This window comes from Bifidobacterium angulatum DSM 20098 = JCM 7096 (assembly GCF_001025155.1).
Taxonomy (GTDB): Bacteria; Actinomycetota; Actinomycetes; order Actinomycetales; family Bifidobacteriaceae; genus Bifidobacterium; species Bifidobacterium angulatum.
This window is the reverse complement of sequence record NZ_AP012322.1, coordinates 1,648,065-1,665,565: the sequence shown is the minus strand read 5'-3', so window position 1 is coordinate 1,665,565 and position 17,501 is coordinate 1,648,065. Positions and strand designations below refer to the sequence as shown.

Sequence of the window (17,501 nt, the reverse complement as noted above, 5' to 3'; positions counted from 1 at the left end):
GCCTTGAGCGTCAGGCGGCTGTGTCACAATCGGATTATGCCGAATACACGCAGTTCATCGCATCGCAAGTTGTTCATTGTCATCATCGCGGCTGTGGCAATCATCGTATTGTCCATGATGTCGGCTTTCGTCTGGCCCGGCTGGGCATTGAGCAAGCAGGTCGATCAGTCGCAGCAACAGCAGGTTGCGGAGCCGACCAAGCCCAGCATCGATGCCGCTGCCTTGCCGAAGGACGCCACCGAATTGCTTAAGGCCATGCCCGATAGTGTGCTGAATTATGCCCGTACCAAGGCGGATGCTTCCGAAACCTGGAAGTCGGCTTCGCCGTTGGAGGAATATACGGTGACCTATGGCACTGGCGCGAAGAGCGGCAATATCACTGTGATCGTCGGGCAATGGAGTGCATCCGATTCCGCGAAAACGCAGTATGATTCCCTGACCGGCAATCTCAGCGGCAAGACGTTGTATTCCGGGGCGGTGAAGGTGCAAGGCAATGAGACCGGGGAATACGTGATTAAGGAAAATGCAGAGAACCCGAAATTCGCAACGGCGGTGTGGTACAACGATACGGTCGTGTTTCAGGCCACCGGTCCTGCGAGCGGCATAGAACGTTTCGTCCAGAAGTTCCCATTGTGATACACGGGTGTGGCGCATAGTCCGCAAGAACGTGTATAGTTTGAAAAGTTGCAACTTTACGATTAATCGGAATGGAGGCTTCAGATGGGTTCCGTCATCAAGAAGCGCCGCAAGCGGATGAGCAAGAAGAAGCACCGCAAACTGCTGCGTAAGACCCGCCACCAGCGCAAGTAGTCTTACAAGGCTTTAAGGCATTGAAACCCCGCGAGGCATACGCCCGCGGGGTTTGTTTATCTGGCGATGCGCATCACCGGGTTGCGGGGAATCGGAAATACCGTGTACCGGTCATGACAAAACGGCCCGGCGGAATCATTGTCCGCAGGGCCGTTTCGCAGTGTTCAGCCGTTGACGATGGCGCGCGTCACTTGTTGGAATTGGTCAGGATGCGCGGGCCGTCAGGGTTGCCCACGATCACGGTGTCGACCATGTTGAGGAACAGGCCGTGTTCCACGACGCCCACGGTGTTGATAAGATCCTCGGCCAGCTCGGTCGGGTGGTCGATGCGTTCAAGATGCAGATCGACCACGAAGTTGTTCTCGTCGGTGCGTACTTCCTTGCCGTCCGCATCCAGTCGCAGCACTGGCTTATAGCCCTTGGCTTCGAACTTCTTGACGACCTGGCCGGCGCCGAACGGAATCACCTCGACGGGCAGCGGGAACTTGCCGATGGTGTCCACCACCTTGGATTCGTCGACGATCCAGACGATCTTGTTGGAATTGGTCGCCACGATCTTCTCCCACAGCAGTGCGGCGCCGCCGCCCTTGATGCCATTGAAGTCCTTGTCGACCTCATCGGCGCCGTCGATGGTCACATCGATGTGATCGACGTCATCGATGTCCACGATCTTGATGCCGAAGCTTTCGGCCTGTTCCTGCGTGCGGCGGGAGGTGGTGACGCCGGTGAACTGCAGTCCTTCCTCCTGCACGCGGCGGCCGAGCTCATCCACCAGGAACCTTACGGTGGAACCGGTGCCGAGTCCGGCGATCATGCCGTTGTGAACAAGCTTGGCGGCTTCGATGCCGGCTGCCTTCTTCATTGCGTCCTGTTGTGCTTTATCCATGCCTTCTCCTTGTTGTATGGGCGCTGTGCAGCGTCATTGCCAGTAGTTGATTCCATCCTACCGCGCCATGATGGCGACGGTATGCTCTGCCTATTGTAGTGTGCGGGGCTACCGTCTGGTGAATGGCGCATTGACGAGGTGCAGGTTGCCGTCGCCGTCCACATATCCTTCCACTTCGAGGAAGCCGTGAATATGCATCGGTTCGCCAGTGAAATAAGGGCTGGTCTTCGGAGCGGGGGAGAAGACCAGGTCGCCTGAGACACGCAGGCCGGAGGAGGCTCCGACGTGAGCCGCTGGGCGGGATGGCGAGGGGGCGGCTGACTGAGGTAGGGATGTTGCGGTTGCGGCGTTGTCGACATTGGTATGCTGCGTGCGGCCGAAGAGCTCATCGGAGGGCGGCAGGACCGCGTCATCCCGCTGCTCAGATTGTTTCACAGGCTGTTTCACGCGGTGCTCCGCTGTCGTTTCTGCCGTCGTCGCCGGCTTGTCGTCGCCGGTTGCCTCGTCCACGGCATATTGCGGTCTGAGCGAGTCGGCGCTCGCTTTGCCTTCCAGAACCAGCTGAACATCCGGAGGCACGTCAGTGCCCTCGGCGTAATCGGAATGCAGCAGGGATTGCCATCCTTCAATGGGCAGATAGCCGTCCTTGGCGCCGGAACGGCAGTCCGTGGCGTACCCACGCGCCAGCTCGTCGACCAGTTCGTTGCCGACGTTGCCGGCATGGCCTTTCACCCATCGAAAGTCGACGGGGCCTTCCCTTTTGGCGATTTCGGCATCGATGGCCTTGATCAGTTCAACGTTTTTCACAGGCTTCTTCTGCGAATTCCTCCAGCCGTTTCTTTTCCAGCCCTTCACCCACTTGGTGGAGCAGTTGATGGCGTACTGCGAATCGGATTCGATGAGCAGCGGCTCGGCGCCGGGGTGCGCGCGCAGGGCTTCGAGCACGGCGCACAGTTCTCCAATCTGATTGGTGCCGTTGGTGGCGCCACCGTGGTCGTACCCGCGCTCATCGTGATGGTGCCCTTCCGTGCCGCCGGCGTTCTTGGCATGATCGGCCCATGCCCATCCCATGGGACCGTTGGGATTGCCCAGTGCAGAGCCGTCTGTGGAGATCGTAATCGTCATGCCTATAACCCTACGAAGTCCGTCCGACGCTGCCGCACGCTGTCATATTGCTAGGTGGGTGCGGTTGCGCGGATTTCCCGTATGGGTGGTAGCGAAGGCATATGCGCAGATGGCTGCACGGATACAGGAAAGCGCCTGCCTCTGATTCTTGTGGACCAGAGACAGGCGCTTAGGCTAGGGAACGGAACGGGGACTACTCGGCCAGAGCCTTGTCCACGACCTCGGTCGCCTCGGCAAGCACCTTATCCAGAGCCTGAGGAGACTCGAAGGACTCGGCGTACACCTTGTAGATGTTCTCGGTGCCGGAGGGGCGTGCCGCGAACCAATTGTTCTCGGTGATGACCTTCAGACCGCCGATCTTGGCGTGGTTGCCAGGGGCCTCGGTGAGCTTGGCGGTGATGTCCTCGCCGGCCAGCTGCGTGGCCTCGACATCGTCGCCGGTGAGCTTGGCGAACTTCTGCTTCTGCTCGAGCGTGGTCGGGGTATCGACGCGCTTGTACCAGCTTTCGCCGAAACGCTCCACCTGCTCCTGGTGCAGCTGGGCCGGGTTCTTGCCGGTCTTGGCGGTGATTTCCGCAGCCAGCAGGTCGGGGATCAGGCCGTCCTTGTCAGTGGTCCACACGCGGCCGTCCTTGCGCAGGAAGGACATGCCGGAGCTTTCCTCGCCGCCGAAGGCGACCTCGCCCTTGAACAGCGGATCCACGAACCACTTGAAGCCGACCGGTACCTCAACGAGCTTGGCGTTGATGGATGCGGCCACGCGGTCGATCAGGGAGGAGGACACGAGGGTCTTGCCGATGCCGGCGTTTTCCGGCCAACCCGGGCGGTTGCCGCCGAACAGGTACTCCACGCACACGGCGATGTAGTGGTTCGGGTTCATCACGCCCCAGTTCGGGCAGACGATGCCGTGGCGGTCGGCGTCCGGATCGGTGCCGCCGACCAGATCGTACTTGTCCCATGCGCCGTTGTTGAGGGAGTCCACCAGACCCTTCATGGCGTACGGGGAGCTCGGATCCATACGGATCTTGCCGTCATGGTCGATGGTCATGAAGCTCCAGGTCGGGTCGACCTGCGGGCGCACCACGTCGATGGTCAGGTTGTACTTCTCGTTCATGAGCGGCCAGTAGTTGACCGAAGCGCCGCCGAGCGGGTCGATGCCCAGGCGCACGCCGGAGGAACGGATCACGTCGAAGTCGATGACGTTCTCCAGATCGGCCACGTAATGCTCACGGAAGTCGAAGCGCTCGACCAGATCGGACTTGATGGCCTGCTCGAACGGCACGCGCTTGACGTTCTTGAAATCGCCGAGCAGCTCGTTGGCGCGGTCGGCGATGGCGTTGGTCACGTCGGCCGGTGCCGGGCCGCCGGTGACCGGGTCGTACTTGAAGCCGCCGTCGGTGGGCGGGTTGTGGGACGGGGTGACAACGATGCCATCGGCCAGGCCGTCGCCGGTGAAGCGCTGGGTGCCGTCGGCGGCGCGGTTGTGGGTCAGGATGGCCTGGGAGACAACCGGGGTCGGGGTGAAGTCGTCACGGGAATCGATGCGTACGCGCACGCCGTTGGCGACGAGCACCTCGATGGCGGTCTTCCATGCCGGCTCGGACAGGGCGTGGGTGTCACGGCCGATGTACAGCGGGCCGGTCACACCGGCCTTCTTACGGTATTCGGCGATGGCCTGGGTGATGGAGACGATGTGGGCCTCGTTGAAGGAGGTCTTCAGAGACGATCCGCGGTGTCCGGAGGTGCCGAAGGAGACGCGCTGCTCCGGGACGTTGGGGTCGGGGACGACGTCGTAGTACTTGCCAATGACTTCGTCGACATTGATCAGATCTGCTGGGGTGGCGGGTTTGCCCGCATTGTTTGCAACCATGCGCTCTATTGTGCCACGGACCATAGGCGAATGTGCGGTAATGTCATGTTTTGTTCATTGAAAACGTTGGCATAAATTCGCTGTTCGGCGTGTCGAAGATGGCAGTAGATATATGACAGCAAACCTTTACGTTGCCGAGCGAAAGTTTTGCCAATCGTGTAAACATAGGGTAAGCTAATTTTCATTCGACTACTCGCAGGGTTGCTAGTCCATTACGACGCAAGACCTGAGGCTCGGCATATGCATGTCGTGTCTCAGGTCTTTTTTGTTTGTGGCGGCACAGCGCAGGAACGAAGAATGACAATGTACAGGAAGGAAGAGAACATGGCTGAGTCAACCGCGTCTCAGATCATCGCCGCGATCGGTGGTGCTGAGAATGTCCGCAGTCTCACTCATTGCGCCACGCGTCTGCGTTTCGAACTCGTGGATGCCGGCAAAGTCGATCAGGCCCGTCTCGACGGTACCAAGGGTGTGCTCGGTACCGTGCCGCAGTCGGGCGACCGCTACCAGGTCGTTATCGGCGGCGGAGTCGCCAACGTATACGAAGACATCATGCATCTGCCGGAGATGGCCAAGGCCGGGGCGTCCGCAGGCAAGGCTGCGAAAAGCACCGGCGAGATGACCGATGCCGAGGTCAAGGCGGCGGAACGCGCCAAGGCCCGCGGCAAGTTCGCATGGCTTGATTCGTTCTTCGAATACCTTTCCGATTCGTTCCGCCCGATCCTGGGCGTGCTGCTCGGCGCATCCATCATCATCGCTCTGGTCAACCTGCTCATCTCGCTGAACGTCATTCCGAACGACGAAGCCTCCGCGGGCTGGGTGTTCATCAAGGCCATCTGGAAGGGCGTGTTCTACTTCCTGCCGATTATGGTCGCCTACAATGCCGCCAAGAAGCTGAAGGTCGACCCATGGCTGGGCGGCGCGATCATGGGCATGCTCATGACCCCGCAGTTCACCAGCCTGATGGACACCAAGACCTTCCCCGACACCACGTGCGTTACCAACGCGGCGCTCGGCACCACCTCCTGCACGGCCAAGATCTTCGGTCTGCCGATGCTGCTGAGCGACTACTCCGGCAACGTGTTCGTGCCGTTGCTCATGGCCGCCGTGCTGGCAGTCGTCTACCACGGATTGAAGAAGATCATCCCCGAAAGCGTGCAGCTGGTCTTCGTCCCGTTCTTCTGCATGATCATCGTCGGTGCCCTGACCGCCTTCCTCATCGGACCGCTGGGCGTCTGGGCAGGCAACGAGCTCGGTATTGGCCTGTCCTGGATGAACACCCATGCTCCGTTCGTCTTCGCCATCATCATCCCGCTGCTGTACCCGTTCCTGGTGCCGCTGGGTCTGCACTGGCCGCTCAATGCCCTCATGATCATGAACATCAACACGTTGGGCTACGACTTCATCCAGGGCCCGATGGGCACTTGGAACTTCGCCTGCTTCGGCGCCACCGCCGGCGTGCTCTTCCTGTCCATGCGTGACAAGGATCCGGTTATGCGCCAGACCTCGCTCGGTGCGCTTGCCGCAGGCCTGCTCGGCGGCGTTTCCGAGCCCTCCTTGTACGGCATCCACCTGCGCTACAAGATGGTCTACAAGCGCATGTTGGTCGGCTGCGCCACCGGTGGCGTCGTCATCGCCATTCTCGGCTGGCTCTTCCCGTCCACCGTCGCCTCCGGTCAGGTCGTGCACGGCGTGACCACTACGGCATTCGCCTTCACCTCCCTGCTGACCATCCCGGTGTTCAACCAGATGTGGGTGTACGGCGTGTCCATCGCAGCGGCGTTCATCGTATCCTTCCTGATGGTTGCCATGTTCGACTACCGCACTCCGGAACAGAAGGCCGAAGCCAAGCAGCGTGCCGCCGACTATGCCGCTGAAAAGGCCGCTGCCAAGGGCAAGTCCGCTGATGCCCCGGCAGCCGTCGAAGCCGCCCCGGCAGCCGAGACCGGTACGAAGACCGCTGTGGAGACCACCACTGTGGGATCTCCGCTGTCCGGCCATATCGTGTCCCTCGACGAGTCCGGCGATCCGGTGTTCGCTTCCCGTGCCCTGGGCGAAGGAGTCGCCATTCAGCCGACCGATTCCACCGTGGTGGCACCGGTGTCCGGCGTGCTGTCCACCGTGGCCGAAACCGGCCATGCCTTCGGCATCAAAACCGATGACGGCGTGGAGGTGCTCGTGCACGTCGGCATCGATACCGTGAAGATGAATGGCGAGGGCTTCGCCGTCGCCGTAAAGACCAATCAGCGAGTGAGTGCTGGTGATACGCTGGTCACGGTTGATTTCGATAAGGTCAAGGAAGCTGGCTACAGCACTACAACGTTGATGACGGTAACCAACACCATGGCCCTGGCCTCGGTCACCCCGAGGACGGATATCGATGTGAAGGCCGGTGATGCAGTGCTCGACATCCAGCACTGACGACATCGACGTCGGGAAGGGAACGAAAACAGTGGAAGTGCTTCGCGTATTCAATAACAATGTTGTCTTGGCGAAAGACGGGAAAAGCGAAGTGATTCTCACTGGGCGTGGCCTTGGATTCCAAGCCAAGCCGGGGCAGCGTATTGACGAGTCCAAGGTCGTCAGGCGATTCGTCCCCTCCGACGGTCGTGATCCGGATCATATGGCGGAACTGCTGGCAGATATTCCGCCTGAGATCATTCGATTGGTCGCTGAAGCCATGACGAGAATCGGCATGGGCGCCCAGGTTGAGCGGCGCCCGGCTCTCGTCATGGCTTTGGCCGATCACCTGACCGGTGCCATTCGGCGCATCAACAAAGGAGTCAACGTCGAATATCCGCTGCAGGCGGAAGTGCAGTCGTTGTATGCGCGAGAGTATGAGCAGGCGGAAAAGCTTGTGGCGATACTCAACACGTATCTCGGCGGAATCCTCCCTGAAGGCGAAGTGTCCGCCTTTGCGATGCATCTGGTCAATGCCGGGTTCACTACGGGGGATCTGTCTCGCACATATAAGATCACGGGCGTGATTCAGCAGATGCTCAAGGTCATCGAGCAGTCATACGGGGTGAAGCTCGATCAGCACAGCGTCAACGTCGGTCGTTTCATTACGCATCTGCGCTATCTGTTCGTTCGCATCAGCCAGAACAAGCAGCTTGATCGAGAGCCGCAGCCGATCATCAACTCGATTAAGGAAACCTATTCCGATGCCATGCGTTGCGCCGACAAGATCGCTGCTGTCGCGGCATTGCGGTTGGACGCGCATCTTACCGAGGACTCTTGCCTTGCATATCTCCCGCGTCACCATGGATGCGGTGGAGGATGGCGTCAGCGCATAGTCCTATCCAATATATGAAAAGCTAGGGGGATTGCCCGCCTACGGCCAGACGTTTCTTGCGTCTATCGTTCAGTCCTGGTGAACGTCGGGCGTCGCCTCCGGTACGCGTACCGTCAAGGCGCGTTTCTCCACACTGATTCGTATATGTTTCGTTTCCCCGAGGATATCGCCATCCACTTCGGCCAAAGCCGGTTTCTCCAGTTCCAGTTCGGCGCTGACGCCCTGAATCTGGTCGACGGTGGAATTCATGGAAATCGGATTCTGCTCGGGCTTTTTGGTGACGGTCTGGTATGCAATATCGCTGAAAAGGTTGGCCCAGCCGATAAGTCCGCCGGTCGTGTCGATAATCTCAAAATCAAGGATGCCGTCATCGTAGGAGGCCTTGGGCATCAGGGAGAACACGGGGATATCCCCGCAATTGCCGGCCATGAACGTGCGGAAGGTGAGATTGCTCTTCGAATGCATGCTGCCGTCGGCGCTGGTGATGGTGACAGTACCATGGTATTTGGGTGCGAACAGGTTCTTCATGCCGCCCACGAAATATGCCAGCCAGCTGATGTTCTTCTTGAGTTGCGGGTCGGTGTCGTCGATCATCGCGGCGTCAAAGCCGATTCCCGCGATGATGAGGAACGCATGGGCGTGGTTCTCCTTCTCGTTGTCGAGAAGCATCATGCGCCCCATGTCCACATTCCGCGACCCATGCGAGGTTGCCACGGTGAGCGCCGTTTCGATGTCGCCCACGGGGATGCCCATATTTCGTGCGAAAAGATTGCCCGTGCCGATGGGAATGATGCCCATCGCATGCCCGGTGCCGGAAAGCGCGCTGGCAACGGTGCGCACGGTTCCGTCGCCGCCTACGGCGATTACCACGTCGGCGCCGTGGTCCAGCGCCTCCTGTGCGCAGACGCGGCCGTCCTTATCGAGTTGGGTTTCGATGAACTCGATGTCGTTAAGCCCGTGATTCGCGCAGTATGAGGCGATGAAACGTCTATGTTCGCTGGCCTGAGGTTTCGAGGGGTTGATCACGAATGCGTAGCGGACGGAATCGTTGTCTCGCTTTCCGAGCACATCGACCAGAGCGCGGCGTTTGCGCGAACGTACGACAAGAACGATCGCCAGCACGATGGCGATTACCATCGCGATTACCGTAACAATGAGGAGCGCACTTCTAGACATGCCACCTATTGTTACGAAGAGTCAGGATAACGGCGACGTTCTTTTCGGGAATTCTCCCCAATCCTGCACGAACGGCTGCGATGCGTCGTTACGCGGCACTAGGCTTAGGCTCATGCTTGATATTCAATTCATTCGTGAACACGCTGATGTTGTTAAGGAATCGCAACGCAAGCGCGGGGAATCCGTCGAACTCGTCGATGAAGTGCTGACCTCCGATGAGGCGCGTCGTGCGGCGCTGAGGGATTTCGAGGCCGCTCGTGCGCAGCAGAAGGAAATCGGCAAGAAGGTCGCCGCCGCTTCCGGCGACGATAAGGCCAAGCTCATTGCCGAGACCAAAGAGCTTTCCAAGAAGGTCTCCGAATACAAGGCCGCGGCCGATGCCGCCACCGGCGAATACACCACCGCCATGTGGAAGCTGTCCAATATCGTCGAGCCGGAGGCACCGGCAGGCGGCGAAGACGACTATGTGGTCGTCAAGAAGGTCGGCGATATCCGTGACTTCGCTGCCGAAGGCTTCGAACCCAAGGACCATCTCACGCTTGGCCGCGGCGTTGCAGGCATCGATATGGAACGCGGCGTGAAGGTCGGCGGTTCCCGCTTCTACTTCCTGCGTGGCGCCGTGGCCCGCATGCAGATCGCCATGCTGACCATGGCCGTCGACCAGGCCGAGGAGCACGGATTCACGCTGGCCATCACCCCGACGCTGGTGCGTCCTGAAGTGATGCGCGGCACCGGCTTCCTCAACTCCCATGCGGACGAGATCTACCGTCTGCGCGAGCCTGACGACCAGTACCTGGTCGGTACCTCCGAAGTGGCGCTCGCCGGCATGCATGAGAACGAGATCCTGAACCTTGAGAACGGCCCGCTGCGCTACTGCGGCTGGAGCTCCTGCTACCGCCGCGAAGCCGGTGCCGCCGGCAAGGATACTTCCGGCATCATCCGCGTGCACCAGTTCGACAAGGTGGAGATGTTCGTCTACGCCAAGCAGGAGGACTCCTACAAAGAGCATGAGCATCTGCTGGCCATGGAGCAGGAGATGCTCGGTAAGGTCGAGGTGCCGTACCGCATCATCGACACCGCCGCCGGCGATCTGGGCTCCTCCGCGGCCCGCAAGTTCGACTGCGAAGCCTGGGTTCCGACCCAGGGCCGTTACCGCGAGCTCACCTCCACCTCCAACTGCACCGAGTATCAGGCCCGCCGTCTGAACATCCGCGAGCGCACGGAGGATGGCTCCACCCGCGCCGTGGCCACGCTGAACGGCACCTTGGCCACCACGCGTTGGCTGGTCGCCATCATGGAGAACCATCAGCAGAAGGACGGTTCCATCGAGATCCCGAAGGCCATGCGCGCCTACATGGGAGGCAAGGAAGTCATCGAGCCGACCAAGTGGGAAGCCTGATCGCTTGAATACTGATTGATCATCAGCTGCATACGGCGTCAACGTTGCTGCGTTGGCGCCGTATTCGTATGGTGTGGACTGCCGATGGAGGACTGCCGATGGAGGAAGACCGTTGTCGGGATCCGATATTCCCATGTTATGCTGTGGATAACTTGTGCATAACTACTGGATGCGGTGGATATGTTGTATTGCATATCCCGGTCGTGTCGCGGCGGGGAAGGGTGACGCTACAATAACTGAGGTGCCTGTTCGCATGCATACGTGTGATGCGTGTTCGTGCGGATGGTTTGGCACGTAGGGTAGATGTCTGAGCGGTCTAAAGAGACGGTCTTGAAAACCGTTGAGGTGCAAGCCTCCGCGAGTTCGAATCTCGCTCTGCCCGCTTGTGAATGAACCGCAGTCATATGGCTGCGGTTTTTTGTTGCCTATAACCACTGAAACCGCCGAAACACCGCCGTTCTTGACTGTTTCTGCGGGGTTAGCGACAATTGCTGTGATGAAAGTGACGAAATATGATACTGCCGTCACAGAAATTGTCATACAGGCCGCAGTAATTGTCATTAACCCCGCATGAGCTGGATTGCGCCCCTGCGAGGAACCGAAACCAATGCCGCGCAGTTATGCGTCGATAACAGTATGCATCGGCATCAGTGCGTTCCGGCATCACACGATACGTCGATCGGCGGCCCAACGGGTCAACTCGGTGCGATTCGACAACTGCAGCTTGCGCAGTACGGAGCTGACATGGGTCTCCACGGTTTTGACGGAGATGAACAGTTCCGCGGCGACCTCCTTATACGTGTAGCCGCGTGCGATAAGCCTCATGACCTCCTGCTCGCGGTTCGACAACCGGTCCAGCTCATCATCGTGGATTGAGCCGCCGATCGAGCTGTTCGTCGATGACCCGTTTTGGAAGGCCGATAGTACGAAACCAGCCAGTTTTGGCGAAAACACGGCATAGCCCTCATGTACCTGCTTAATGGAGGAGATGAGGTCGCTACCGGAAATCGTTTTGGTCACATAACCTTGCGCCCCAGCACGGATTACGGAACCGACATCCTGTGGCGAATCGGAGACTGATAATGCCAAAAACACGGTATCGGGGGAGTAGAGGCGTGATTTGGCAAGGATTTCAGTGCCACCGCCGCCTTCGCCGCCCGGCACATGCACGTCCAGCAACACCACGTCCGGCTTGGTCTGCGCGATCATCGCCACCGATCCCTCCACGTCCGCGGCCTGACCGACCACATCGAAATGCGGTTGCAGCGTGGCGATCACACCGGCGCGGAACATCTCATGATCATCCACGATGGCGATTCTGATGCGTTGCTCCGGTTCGCTCATTGCTGCTCCTTAACCTGGGAATGTTGCGATTGCTGTGCCTGTTGCGGCTGTTGCAACGGCTCGGCGCCTGTTTTCTGCGTCACAATCGGCATATGCATGCGCACCTCCGTGCCCCAGTTGGTGCGTGACACAATCTCTACTGTACCGCCGCGCCGTTTGACACGTCCGATAATCGACTCGCGCAAGCCCAAGCGGTTCGCAGGCACGGCATTGATATCGAAGCCATCACCATGGTCGCGTACGAACACCTCCACCAGTTTGTCGTTTGCCTCGCAGTAGACGGATATTGGTTCGCCGCCATGCGTCACGGCGTTGACGAGCGCCTGTTGCGTGGCATCCAGCAGTGCATCGGTCTGCGTACTCGGCAGTGCGTCTCCCACCGTCACCACCTCAATCGGCTTACCGTGCGTATCCTCCACATGAGCCGCGATTTCCTTCAACCCGGCATTGACGGAACGGTCCGACGTAGTGCGCTCCTGATACAGCCATTCACGCAGTTCGCGTTCCTGCGAACGCGCCAGAGAGAACACGGTCTGCTGGTCGCCTGCGTGAAGCTGAATCAACGCCAGCGTCTGCAATACGCCGTCATGCAGATGGGCGGTCATGTCGGCGCGCTCCTCTTCGCGTTCCTTCAATGCGCGTTCCGTGCCCAGATCACGAATCAGGGCCATAATCCACGGCACAATCGCCAACAGCACGCCGACAAGCATCGCCAATCCGGCAAACAACAGATCAGCCGTGGCATGCCGCACGGATTCCACCATGTGCACATGCGCGGCGACATAGATCGCATATGCGGAGAAGATAAGCGCGATGCCGCCGAGCATCGTCCACAGCTGGCCTTCCTCCGCATTGAACCGCAGCCAGGAAACACCGATGCCGACCATGCCGAGCAGCAACGGCAACACCAGCGAACCCGGCATGCCTCCGGCCAGCATGATGCCGCATATGGCAAGTGCAGCCAGTCCGCTTAAGGCCAGCAATGCAGGTTTCGGCGCCTGCCTGAGCATCTGCTCCAGGCTTTCGGACGATGACGGGTTGCCTCCGGACGTAGCTGTATCCGCGGCATTCCCGGTGGCAGGCGATGGTATTCCGCCGCTCTGTGCGCTTCCTGCGTTGCCGCGTGACAGTGGCGCATCGCTTACGGATTGGCTGCCGGCAATAGCGTACGCCCGCTGCACCGGGTCACCGACCGGAACAGTGATCCACAGGAAGATATAGGTGATTGCGCCGGAGCCGAAGAAGAACGTGGCGATGATGAAGATCAGGCGGATCAGATGAACGGAGATACCCAGATGCATGCTGATGGCTTTGGATACGCCGGCCACCATACGGCCATATGCGGGGCGCAGCAATGGCAGACGTGCCTGCTTGGATGGCGTCGCGCGGCCTTCGCGCCACGCCTGGTCACGGCACCAATACATATAGACCGCACTGGCCTGCTCGTACTGTTCCTGCGTGTAGCGTGGTTTGGCTAAGGACTTCATGATTCCATTGTGCCTTGCCAGGGTCATGGATTCAGGGCTTTGAGCCAGTGTTCAGGGCAGATTCAGGGTGTTCCCTGATACGGCTGACGGTTGAGGGTTGCTGTAATGGAAGCATGAGCAATGCAAACAATAATCCTCAGGATGGTTGGTGGAACGCGGGGTCTGCCGGGCCGTCGCCACAGCCGCAGTCCCAATCGTCACCCCAATCACAGGCGCAATCCCCGGCATATCAGCCGCAGCCGAATCGTGGCAGCCGGTTCTTCTTCTGGATCCGCTCCAGCCGCATCATACGCGGCCGTGACCGTTGGATCGCAGGCGTATGCGATGGCATGGCCCGCAGGTTGGGATGGAGCACGACTTTGGTGCGTGCGTTGGTAATCCTTACCTCGCTGCTGTTCGGCGCCGGAGCCGCGTTCTACGCATTGGCTTGGCTTCTGCTTCCGGACGAGACGGACGACAGGATCCTGTGCGAGGAGCTGATCAATGGCCATTGGGATTGGAACTGCCTTGGCGCACTAATCTGTGCCGCAGCGGCGATTTGCCTTCCCGGCGTGGGCTGGGCGGCGTTCGCCATGGCCGCGCTGGCGCTGTGGCTGCTGATCAATCGTCAATCGTATGCGGCGCAATGGCAGCAGCCCCACATGCCGCAGCCGCAATCCCAGCAACCGCCGGCACGGCAGTCGGGGCAGTCGACTCAACCGAATCGGCCGACTCAACCGACCCAGCCGGTCGCCCCGGCACAGCCGTTCGTCTCGACCCAGTCGCAGTATGCGCAACGGCAATCGCAGAATAATGCCGCGCGCGGGCCTGCGCAATCGCCGTACCAGACGTTTCAACAGCCGGTAAACGAGCCTGCCGCGTTTGTCACGGCCAGCGTGCCCCCGACATTCTCCGCTCCGCCACAAGACAAAACACCCCAGCCACGGCCGAAGCGTGTTCGCCGCAAGCCGGCTGGCCCGTTGCTGGTGCTGGCGACTCTTGGCCTGGCATTGCTGGCGATCGCCGGAACCGGCTGGTGCGCCACCACGCTCGCAATCGATTGGGAGTATCCGCAACGGCTGCTGCGCCTTGCCACGATGTGCTGCGGTGGCATCTGCCTGGGCATTGGCATAACAATCGTGATACTCGGCTGCGTGGGGCGGCGAGCCGGCGGCCTGCATCCGTTGGCGTGGTGCGCCGCGTTCATGGCTGTGGTGATGGCATTCTGCATGGGCATGGTCACGTTGGAAAGCCGCTATTGGCAGATTCCGAAGGACTATCGGCGTGTGACGGTGAGTGGGACCATGACATGGAGCGACACCAGTGATGCGCAGATGAAACGCTACGAGCGTGGTTTGGTGATATCCGGCAAGGATTACGCCAACGATGTACTGAATATCGATTTGAGCGGTTATCCGACCACGCATGGCAAGCATAAGGTCAGGCTCGAAGACGGCACGTACGGCGAAAGCTCCTGCCCGACAGGCACGCTGAATCTGATGGCGGCGAATGTTCAGGTGGCGGTCACATTGCCGGACGGATGCCAGTGGTCGGTTGGGGACCAGGATAACGGTTTCAGCAACATCGTGGATTATGTGGGTGGCCCGGACGGCCTCACCTTCAACAACGGTATGGGCTGGATCGGCTTGTTCCTCGACAATAGTGGCACGCAACACGGCGTCAACGGGTTGAGCAAGGGAGTCCCGGCGCTTGCCGGTACTTCGGACTACGACGATTTCAGCAACTACGATAATGCGGATGAGCACGACGACGCCGTCAAATCCGGTGATGCGGTATATGACGGCACGAATCTCGACAAAGCGTTCAAAACCATCTACGACCACAAATGGTATTGGCCGTCCATCGAGTCGGACAAGGCTCCGCAACAGCCGGATCTATGCATCAACATCGCTGGAACGGCCGCCGGCAGCGTCACCGTGCAATACGCGTCCGACAGCAAGCTGCCGTTGGGATCGGCAAATGCGAAATCGCAGCACAGCGCCGATGGAAAGGAAACGAAATGAATGACGACGCAACCCGCGAGATGCCGGTTCTGAATATCGCCGACGTCGCTGATATGCCTACGCAGACCCTGCCGGTACATGAACCGGCACACGAATCGACACGCAAGCCGGCAAATACCCAGTCGGTGCATGCAGAAACTGCGCCTGCAGAGCCTGCGCATACGGAATCGGCACATCCCCAATCGGCGCGCCCCATCGAACCGGTCGACCCATCCAAACAGGTGCATATCGGCAAAGTCGACGGCAACCTGGTGATTCGTCCGTCCGGGCCGAGTGCCGGAACCATAGTATTGGGCGTGTTCCTCTGCCTGATTGGCCTGATGACGATGCTATGCCTGCTGCCGATCGGCGTATGGCACTGGATGCCGAATCCGCAGACGCTCCTGATCGGCGGCATCGGCGGACTTGGCGTGCTGCTGCTCATCACAGCAGCCGTATGGGCGGCAGTCTCGGCAATACATAATCGCCGCGAATCGGAGGAATCCATGGGCGGGGAATCAGCTGCGGGAGATTCCATGCCCCTAGCTAAATAGTCCCCAGAACGCCAAAAGCAGCAAAGACAGCGCCGAAGCCAGCATACCCAATGTGGCAACGGCTGTGTGCCCGCCGCCCCAGGTTTCCTTGCCGGCTTGGCTTGCGGCGGCGTGCAGGTCCGGCCGTGCATGTTCCGCATGAGCGTACGGCGGCTTTGGCATGCGCATGACGGCGTATTGCGCAATCAGCCAGGCAAACGCCACCAGTTCCAGCCAGGTCAACGCCACCACGCCATGCCAGTTGCGGGCCAGCACGGCCGAGTTGCTCGTCAATGTGATCGCATCCTGAATCACCATGACCAGATAGGCGAGGAGTGCGCATGTCGTTACGGCGGCCAACGCCACGTTCAATATGAGTGCGATGCGCAGCGGAACGGGGAAACGATGATTGTTCGTCTTATGGCGACGTGTTCGAATCATGTGCGCGAGCGTCAATATGATGCCGCCGAAAACGGTTGCTACGCAGCATGCCAGGCAGAGCAGGATAGCGCTCGTCAGCACGCCAAGCGAGGAGAGCAGACCGGCATCGGTGGATGGCGGGGCCGCGAACTCCTGATGAGGCCGGCTGCCCGCAATCATGGGTGTCTTCCAGCCGCCTACGCCGGTGCCGGCGGCCACGGCGTTCACCCAATCCTCCAGATCGTGCGTGTAATGCGACGCCAAGGGCAGGTTGGGAGCCGACAGGCTGCCGGTGCGCATCTGATGATTGGCGTTGTAATACCGCAGTGTCACATTATGGTTGCCTGCAGCATTGGCGGCCCGGGTCAACAGCCGCGCGCCCTGTTCGATCGGCATTGCCGTATCTTGCGTGCCGTAGTTGATCAGCAGAGGCATCGTAAGCGATCTGCGGTAGTAGGCGGCGTCGAAATCAGCATAATTCGGACCGACGTTGTCCACGCTCAGGCTGGTGAGTTTCGGAATGATATGAATGATGGCATCCGGCGCGCCAGTGGCCTTAAGACAGCTGGTGGCCGCCATGGCCATCTGCTGCCGACCTGAGACTACAGGTGATGATGTCAGGATGGCGAATGCCAGATCGGGGTGCTCATGAGTCAATACGGTGGCGATCCATGTGCCTTCGGATTCGGCGTAGATGCCTGTTTTGGCGGCGTCCACGCCCGGCCAGCTGCGCAGAACCCGCAAGGATTTTGCATAATCGTTGGCACTGGACACATAGTCACGGCTCAACATGGAGTAATTGTCAAGCCGCTTATCCGGTACCAAAGTGGTGATGCCTGCAGTGGCCATGGCCCGGGCAATATCGCCGTAGGCCTCGGACGATTTCCCGGTGCCCGAGCCGTGCATGAACAGACAGGCCGCATGGCCTTCCGATGCCCCAATCGGCTCCCGCACGATTGCCACGGCCTTCACCCTGCCGCTCAGCTGGATTGTGATATGCGTTTCTTTGACCTGATAACGGCCCTCCTGCGGCGTGACGACCCCTGTGGCCTGGATGGATGTGCTGGGCGAATGCACCGCGATATGATTCGTGAACGGTTCGACCTGCCATCGAGGCGTGCATGCCATGCCGAAAGCGCATAATAGCGCCGTCAGCACTAGCGCAATGACTATG

General features: G+C 59.8%; 15 protein-coding genes and 1 tRNA gene. 9 read left to right on the top strand and 7 right to left on the bottom strand.

The features are described 5' to 3' along the window. The first annotated feature begins 36 nt into the window (after positions 1–36). The gene (locus tag BBAG_RS06650) at positions 37–636 is read left to right on the top strand and encodes a hypothetical protein (RefSeq protein WP_033508821.1); all 600 of its coding nucleotides are present in this window, start codon (positions 37–39) and stop codon (positions 634–636) included. 84 nt (positions 637–720) lie between these two features. Then, positions 721–810, top strand: a complete 90-nt coding sequence (locus BBAG_RS08370) for a 30S ribosomal protein bS22 (protein WP_004268639.1) — start codon at positions 721–723, stop codon at positions 808–810. Between the two features lie 187 nt (positions 811–997). On the opposite strand, the gene rpiA is transcribed toward BBAG_RS08370, so the two are convergent. The 3 genes from rpiA to pgm all read right to left on the bottom strand — a co-directional run bounded on the left by rpiA (position 998) and on the right by pgm (position 4,691). Further along, on the bottom strand, positions 998–1,696 hold the full coding sequence (gene rpiA / locus BBAG_RS06645) for a ribose-5-phosphate isomerase RpiA (RefSeq protein WP_003827246.1): 699 nt from the start codon (positions 1,694–1,696) through the stop codon (positions 998–1,000). Positions 1,697–1,804: 108 nt separating this feature from the next. Then, the gene (locus BBAG_RS06640) at positions 1,805–2,767 is read right to left on the bottom strand and encodes a ribonuclease H family protein (protein ID WP_033508847.1); all 963 of its coding nucleotides are present in this window, start codon (positions 2,765–2,767) and stop codon (positions 1,805–1,807) included. Between the two features lie 247 nt (positions 2,768–3,014). After that, entirely contained in the window at positions 3,015–4,691 is a 1,677-nt protein-coding gene (gene pgm / locus BBAG_RS06635) for a phosphoglucomutase (alpha-D-glucose-1,6-bisphosphate-dependent) (protein ID WP_033508820.1), read from the bottom strand. A 324-nt stretch (positions 4,692–5,015) separates the two neighbouring features. Here pgm and BBAG_RS06630 point away from each other — a divergent pair, with 324 nt between their 5' ends. Together BBAG_RS06630 and BBAG_RS06625 are read left to right on the top strand one after the other, a co-directional pair. After that, the gene (locus BBAG_RS06630) at positions 5,016–7,112 is read left to right on the top strand and encodes a glucose PTS transporter subunit IIA (protein WP_033508819.1); all 2,097 of its coding nucleotides are present in this window, start codon (positions 5,016–5,018) and stop codon (positions 7,110–7,112) included. A 31-nt stretch (positions 7,113–7,143) separates the two neighbouring features. Next, positions 7,144–8,004: a PRD domain-containing protein gene (locus BBAG_RS06625; RefSeq protein WP_407921667.1), complete on the top strand. Its 861-nt coding sequence runs from the start codon at positions 7,144–7,146 to the stop codon at positions 8,002–8,004. 51 nt (positions 8,005–8,055) lie between these two features. On the opposite strand, the gene BBAG_RS06620 is transcribed toward BBAG_RS06625, so the two are convergent. Then, a complete protein-coding gene (locus tag BBAG_RS06620) occupies positions 8,056–9,162 on the bottom strand; it encodes a diacylglycerol/lipid kinase family protein (protein ID WP_033508817.1) in 1,107 nt (368 codons plus the stop codon). 112 nt (positions 9,163–9,274) lie between these two features. Here BBAG_RS06620 and serS point away from each other — a divergent pair, with 112 nt between their 5' ends. The 3 genes from serS to BBAG_RS08595 all read left to right on the top strand — a co-directional run bounded on the left by serS (position 9,275) and on the right by BBAG_RS08595 (position 11,135). After that, positions 9,275–10,561 (top strand): serine--tRNA ligase, encoded by a 1,287-nt coding sequence (serS, locus tag BBAG_RS06615; RefSeq protein ID WP_033508816.1) that lies wholly within the window; start codon positions 9,275–9,277, stop codon positions 10,559–10,561. A gap of 297 nt (positions 10,562–10,858) precedes the next feature. Next, positions 10,859–10,943: transfer RNA gene (locus tag BBAG_RS06610), tRNA-Ser, on the top strand. A gap of 3 nt (positions 10,944–10,946) precedes the next feature. After that, positions 10,947–11,135: a hypothetical protein gene (locus BBAG_RS08595; RefSeq protein ID WP_147554666.1), complete on the top strand. Its 189-nt coding sequence runs from the start codon at positions 10,947–10,949 to the stop codon at positions 11,133–11,135. 89 nt (positions 11,136–11,224) lie between these two features. Here BBAG_RS08595 and BBAG_RS06605 read toward each other — a convergent pair whose 3' ends face one another. Then, the gene (locus BBAG_RS06605; RefSeq protein ID WP_003827235.1) at positions 11,225–11,905 is read right to left on the bottom strand and encodes a LuxR C-terminal-related transcriptional regulator; all 681 of its coding nucleotides are present in this window, start codon (positions 11,903–11,905) and stop codon (positions 11,225–11,227) included. Further along, complete coding sequence (locus tag BBAG_RS06600) at positions 11,902–13,392, bottom strand: ATP-binding protein (protein ID WP_033508815.1); 1,491 nt, start codon at positions 13,390–13,392, stop codon at positions 11,902–11,904. Before BBAG_RS06600 ends, BBAG_RS06605 begins: the two co-directional genes overlap by 4 nt. Before the next feature lie 113 nt (positions 13,393–13,505). Between BBAG_RS06600 and BBAG_RS06595 the strand changes: the two genes are divergently transcribed. Together BBAG_RS06595 and BBAG_RS06590 are read left to right on the top strand one after the other, a co-directional pair. Then, entirely contained in the window at positions 13,506–15,395 is a 1,890-nt protein-coding gene (locus BBAG_RS06595) for a PspC domain-containing protein (protein WP_081443777.1), read from the top strand. Beyond that, complete coding sequence (locus BBAG_RS06590; protein ID WP_003827229.1) at positions 15,392–15,928, top strand: hypothetical protein; 537 nt, start codon at positions 15,392–15,394, stop codon at positions 15,926–15,928. The genes BBAG_RS06595 and BBAG_RS06590 overlap by 4 nt, the downstream gene beginning before the upstream one ends. Here the strand turns inward: BBAG_RS06590 and BBAG_RS06585 are convergent. Further along, entirely contained in the window at positions 15,917–17,455 is a 1,539-nt protein-coding gene (locus BBAG_RS06585) for an alpha/beta hydrolase family protein (RefSeq protein ID WP_231855857.1), read from the bottom strand. The genes BBAG_RS06590 and BBAG_RS06585 overlap by 12 nt on opposite strands. Positions 17,456–17,501 lie beyond the last annotated feature (46 nt).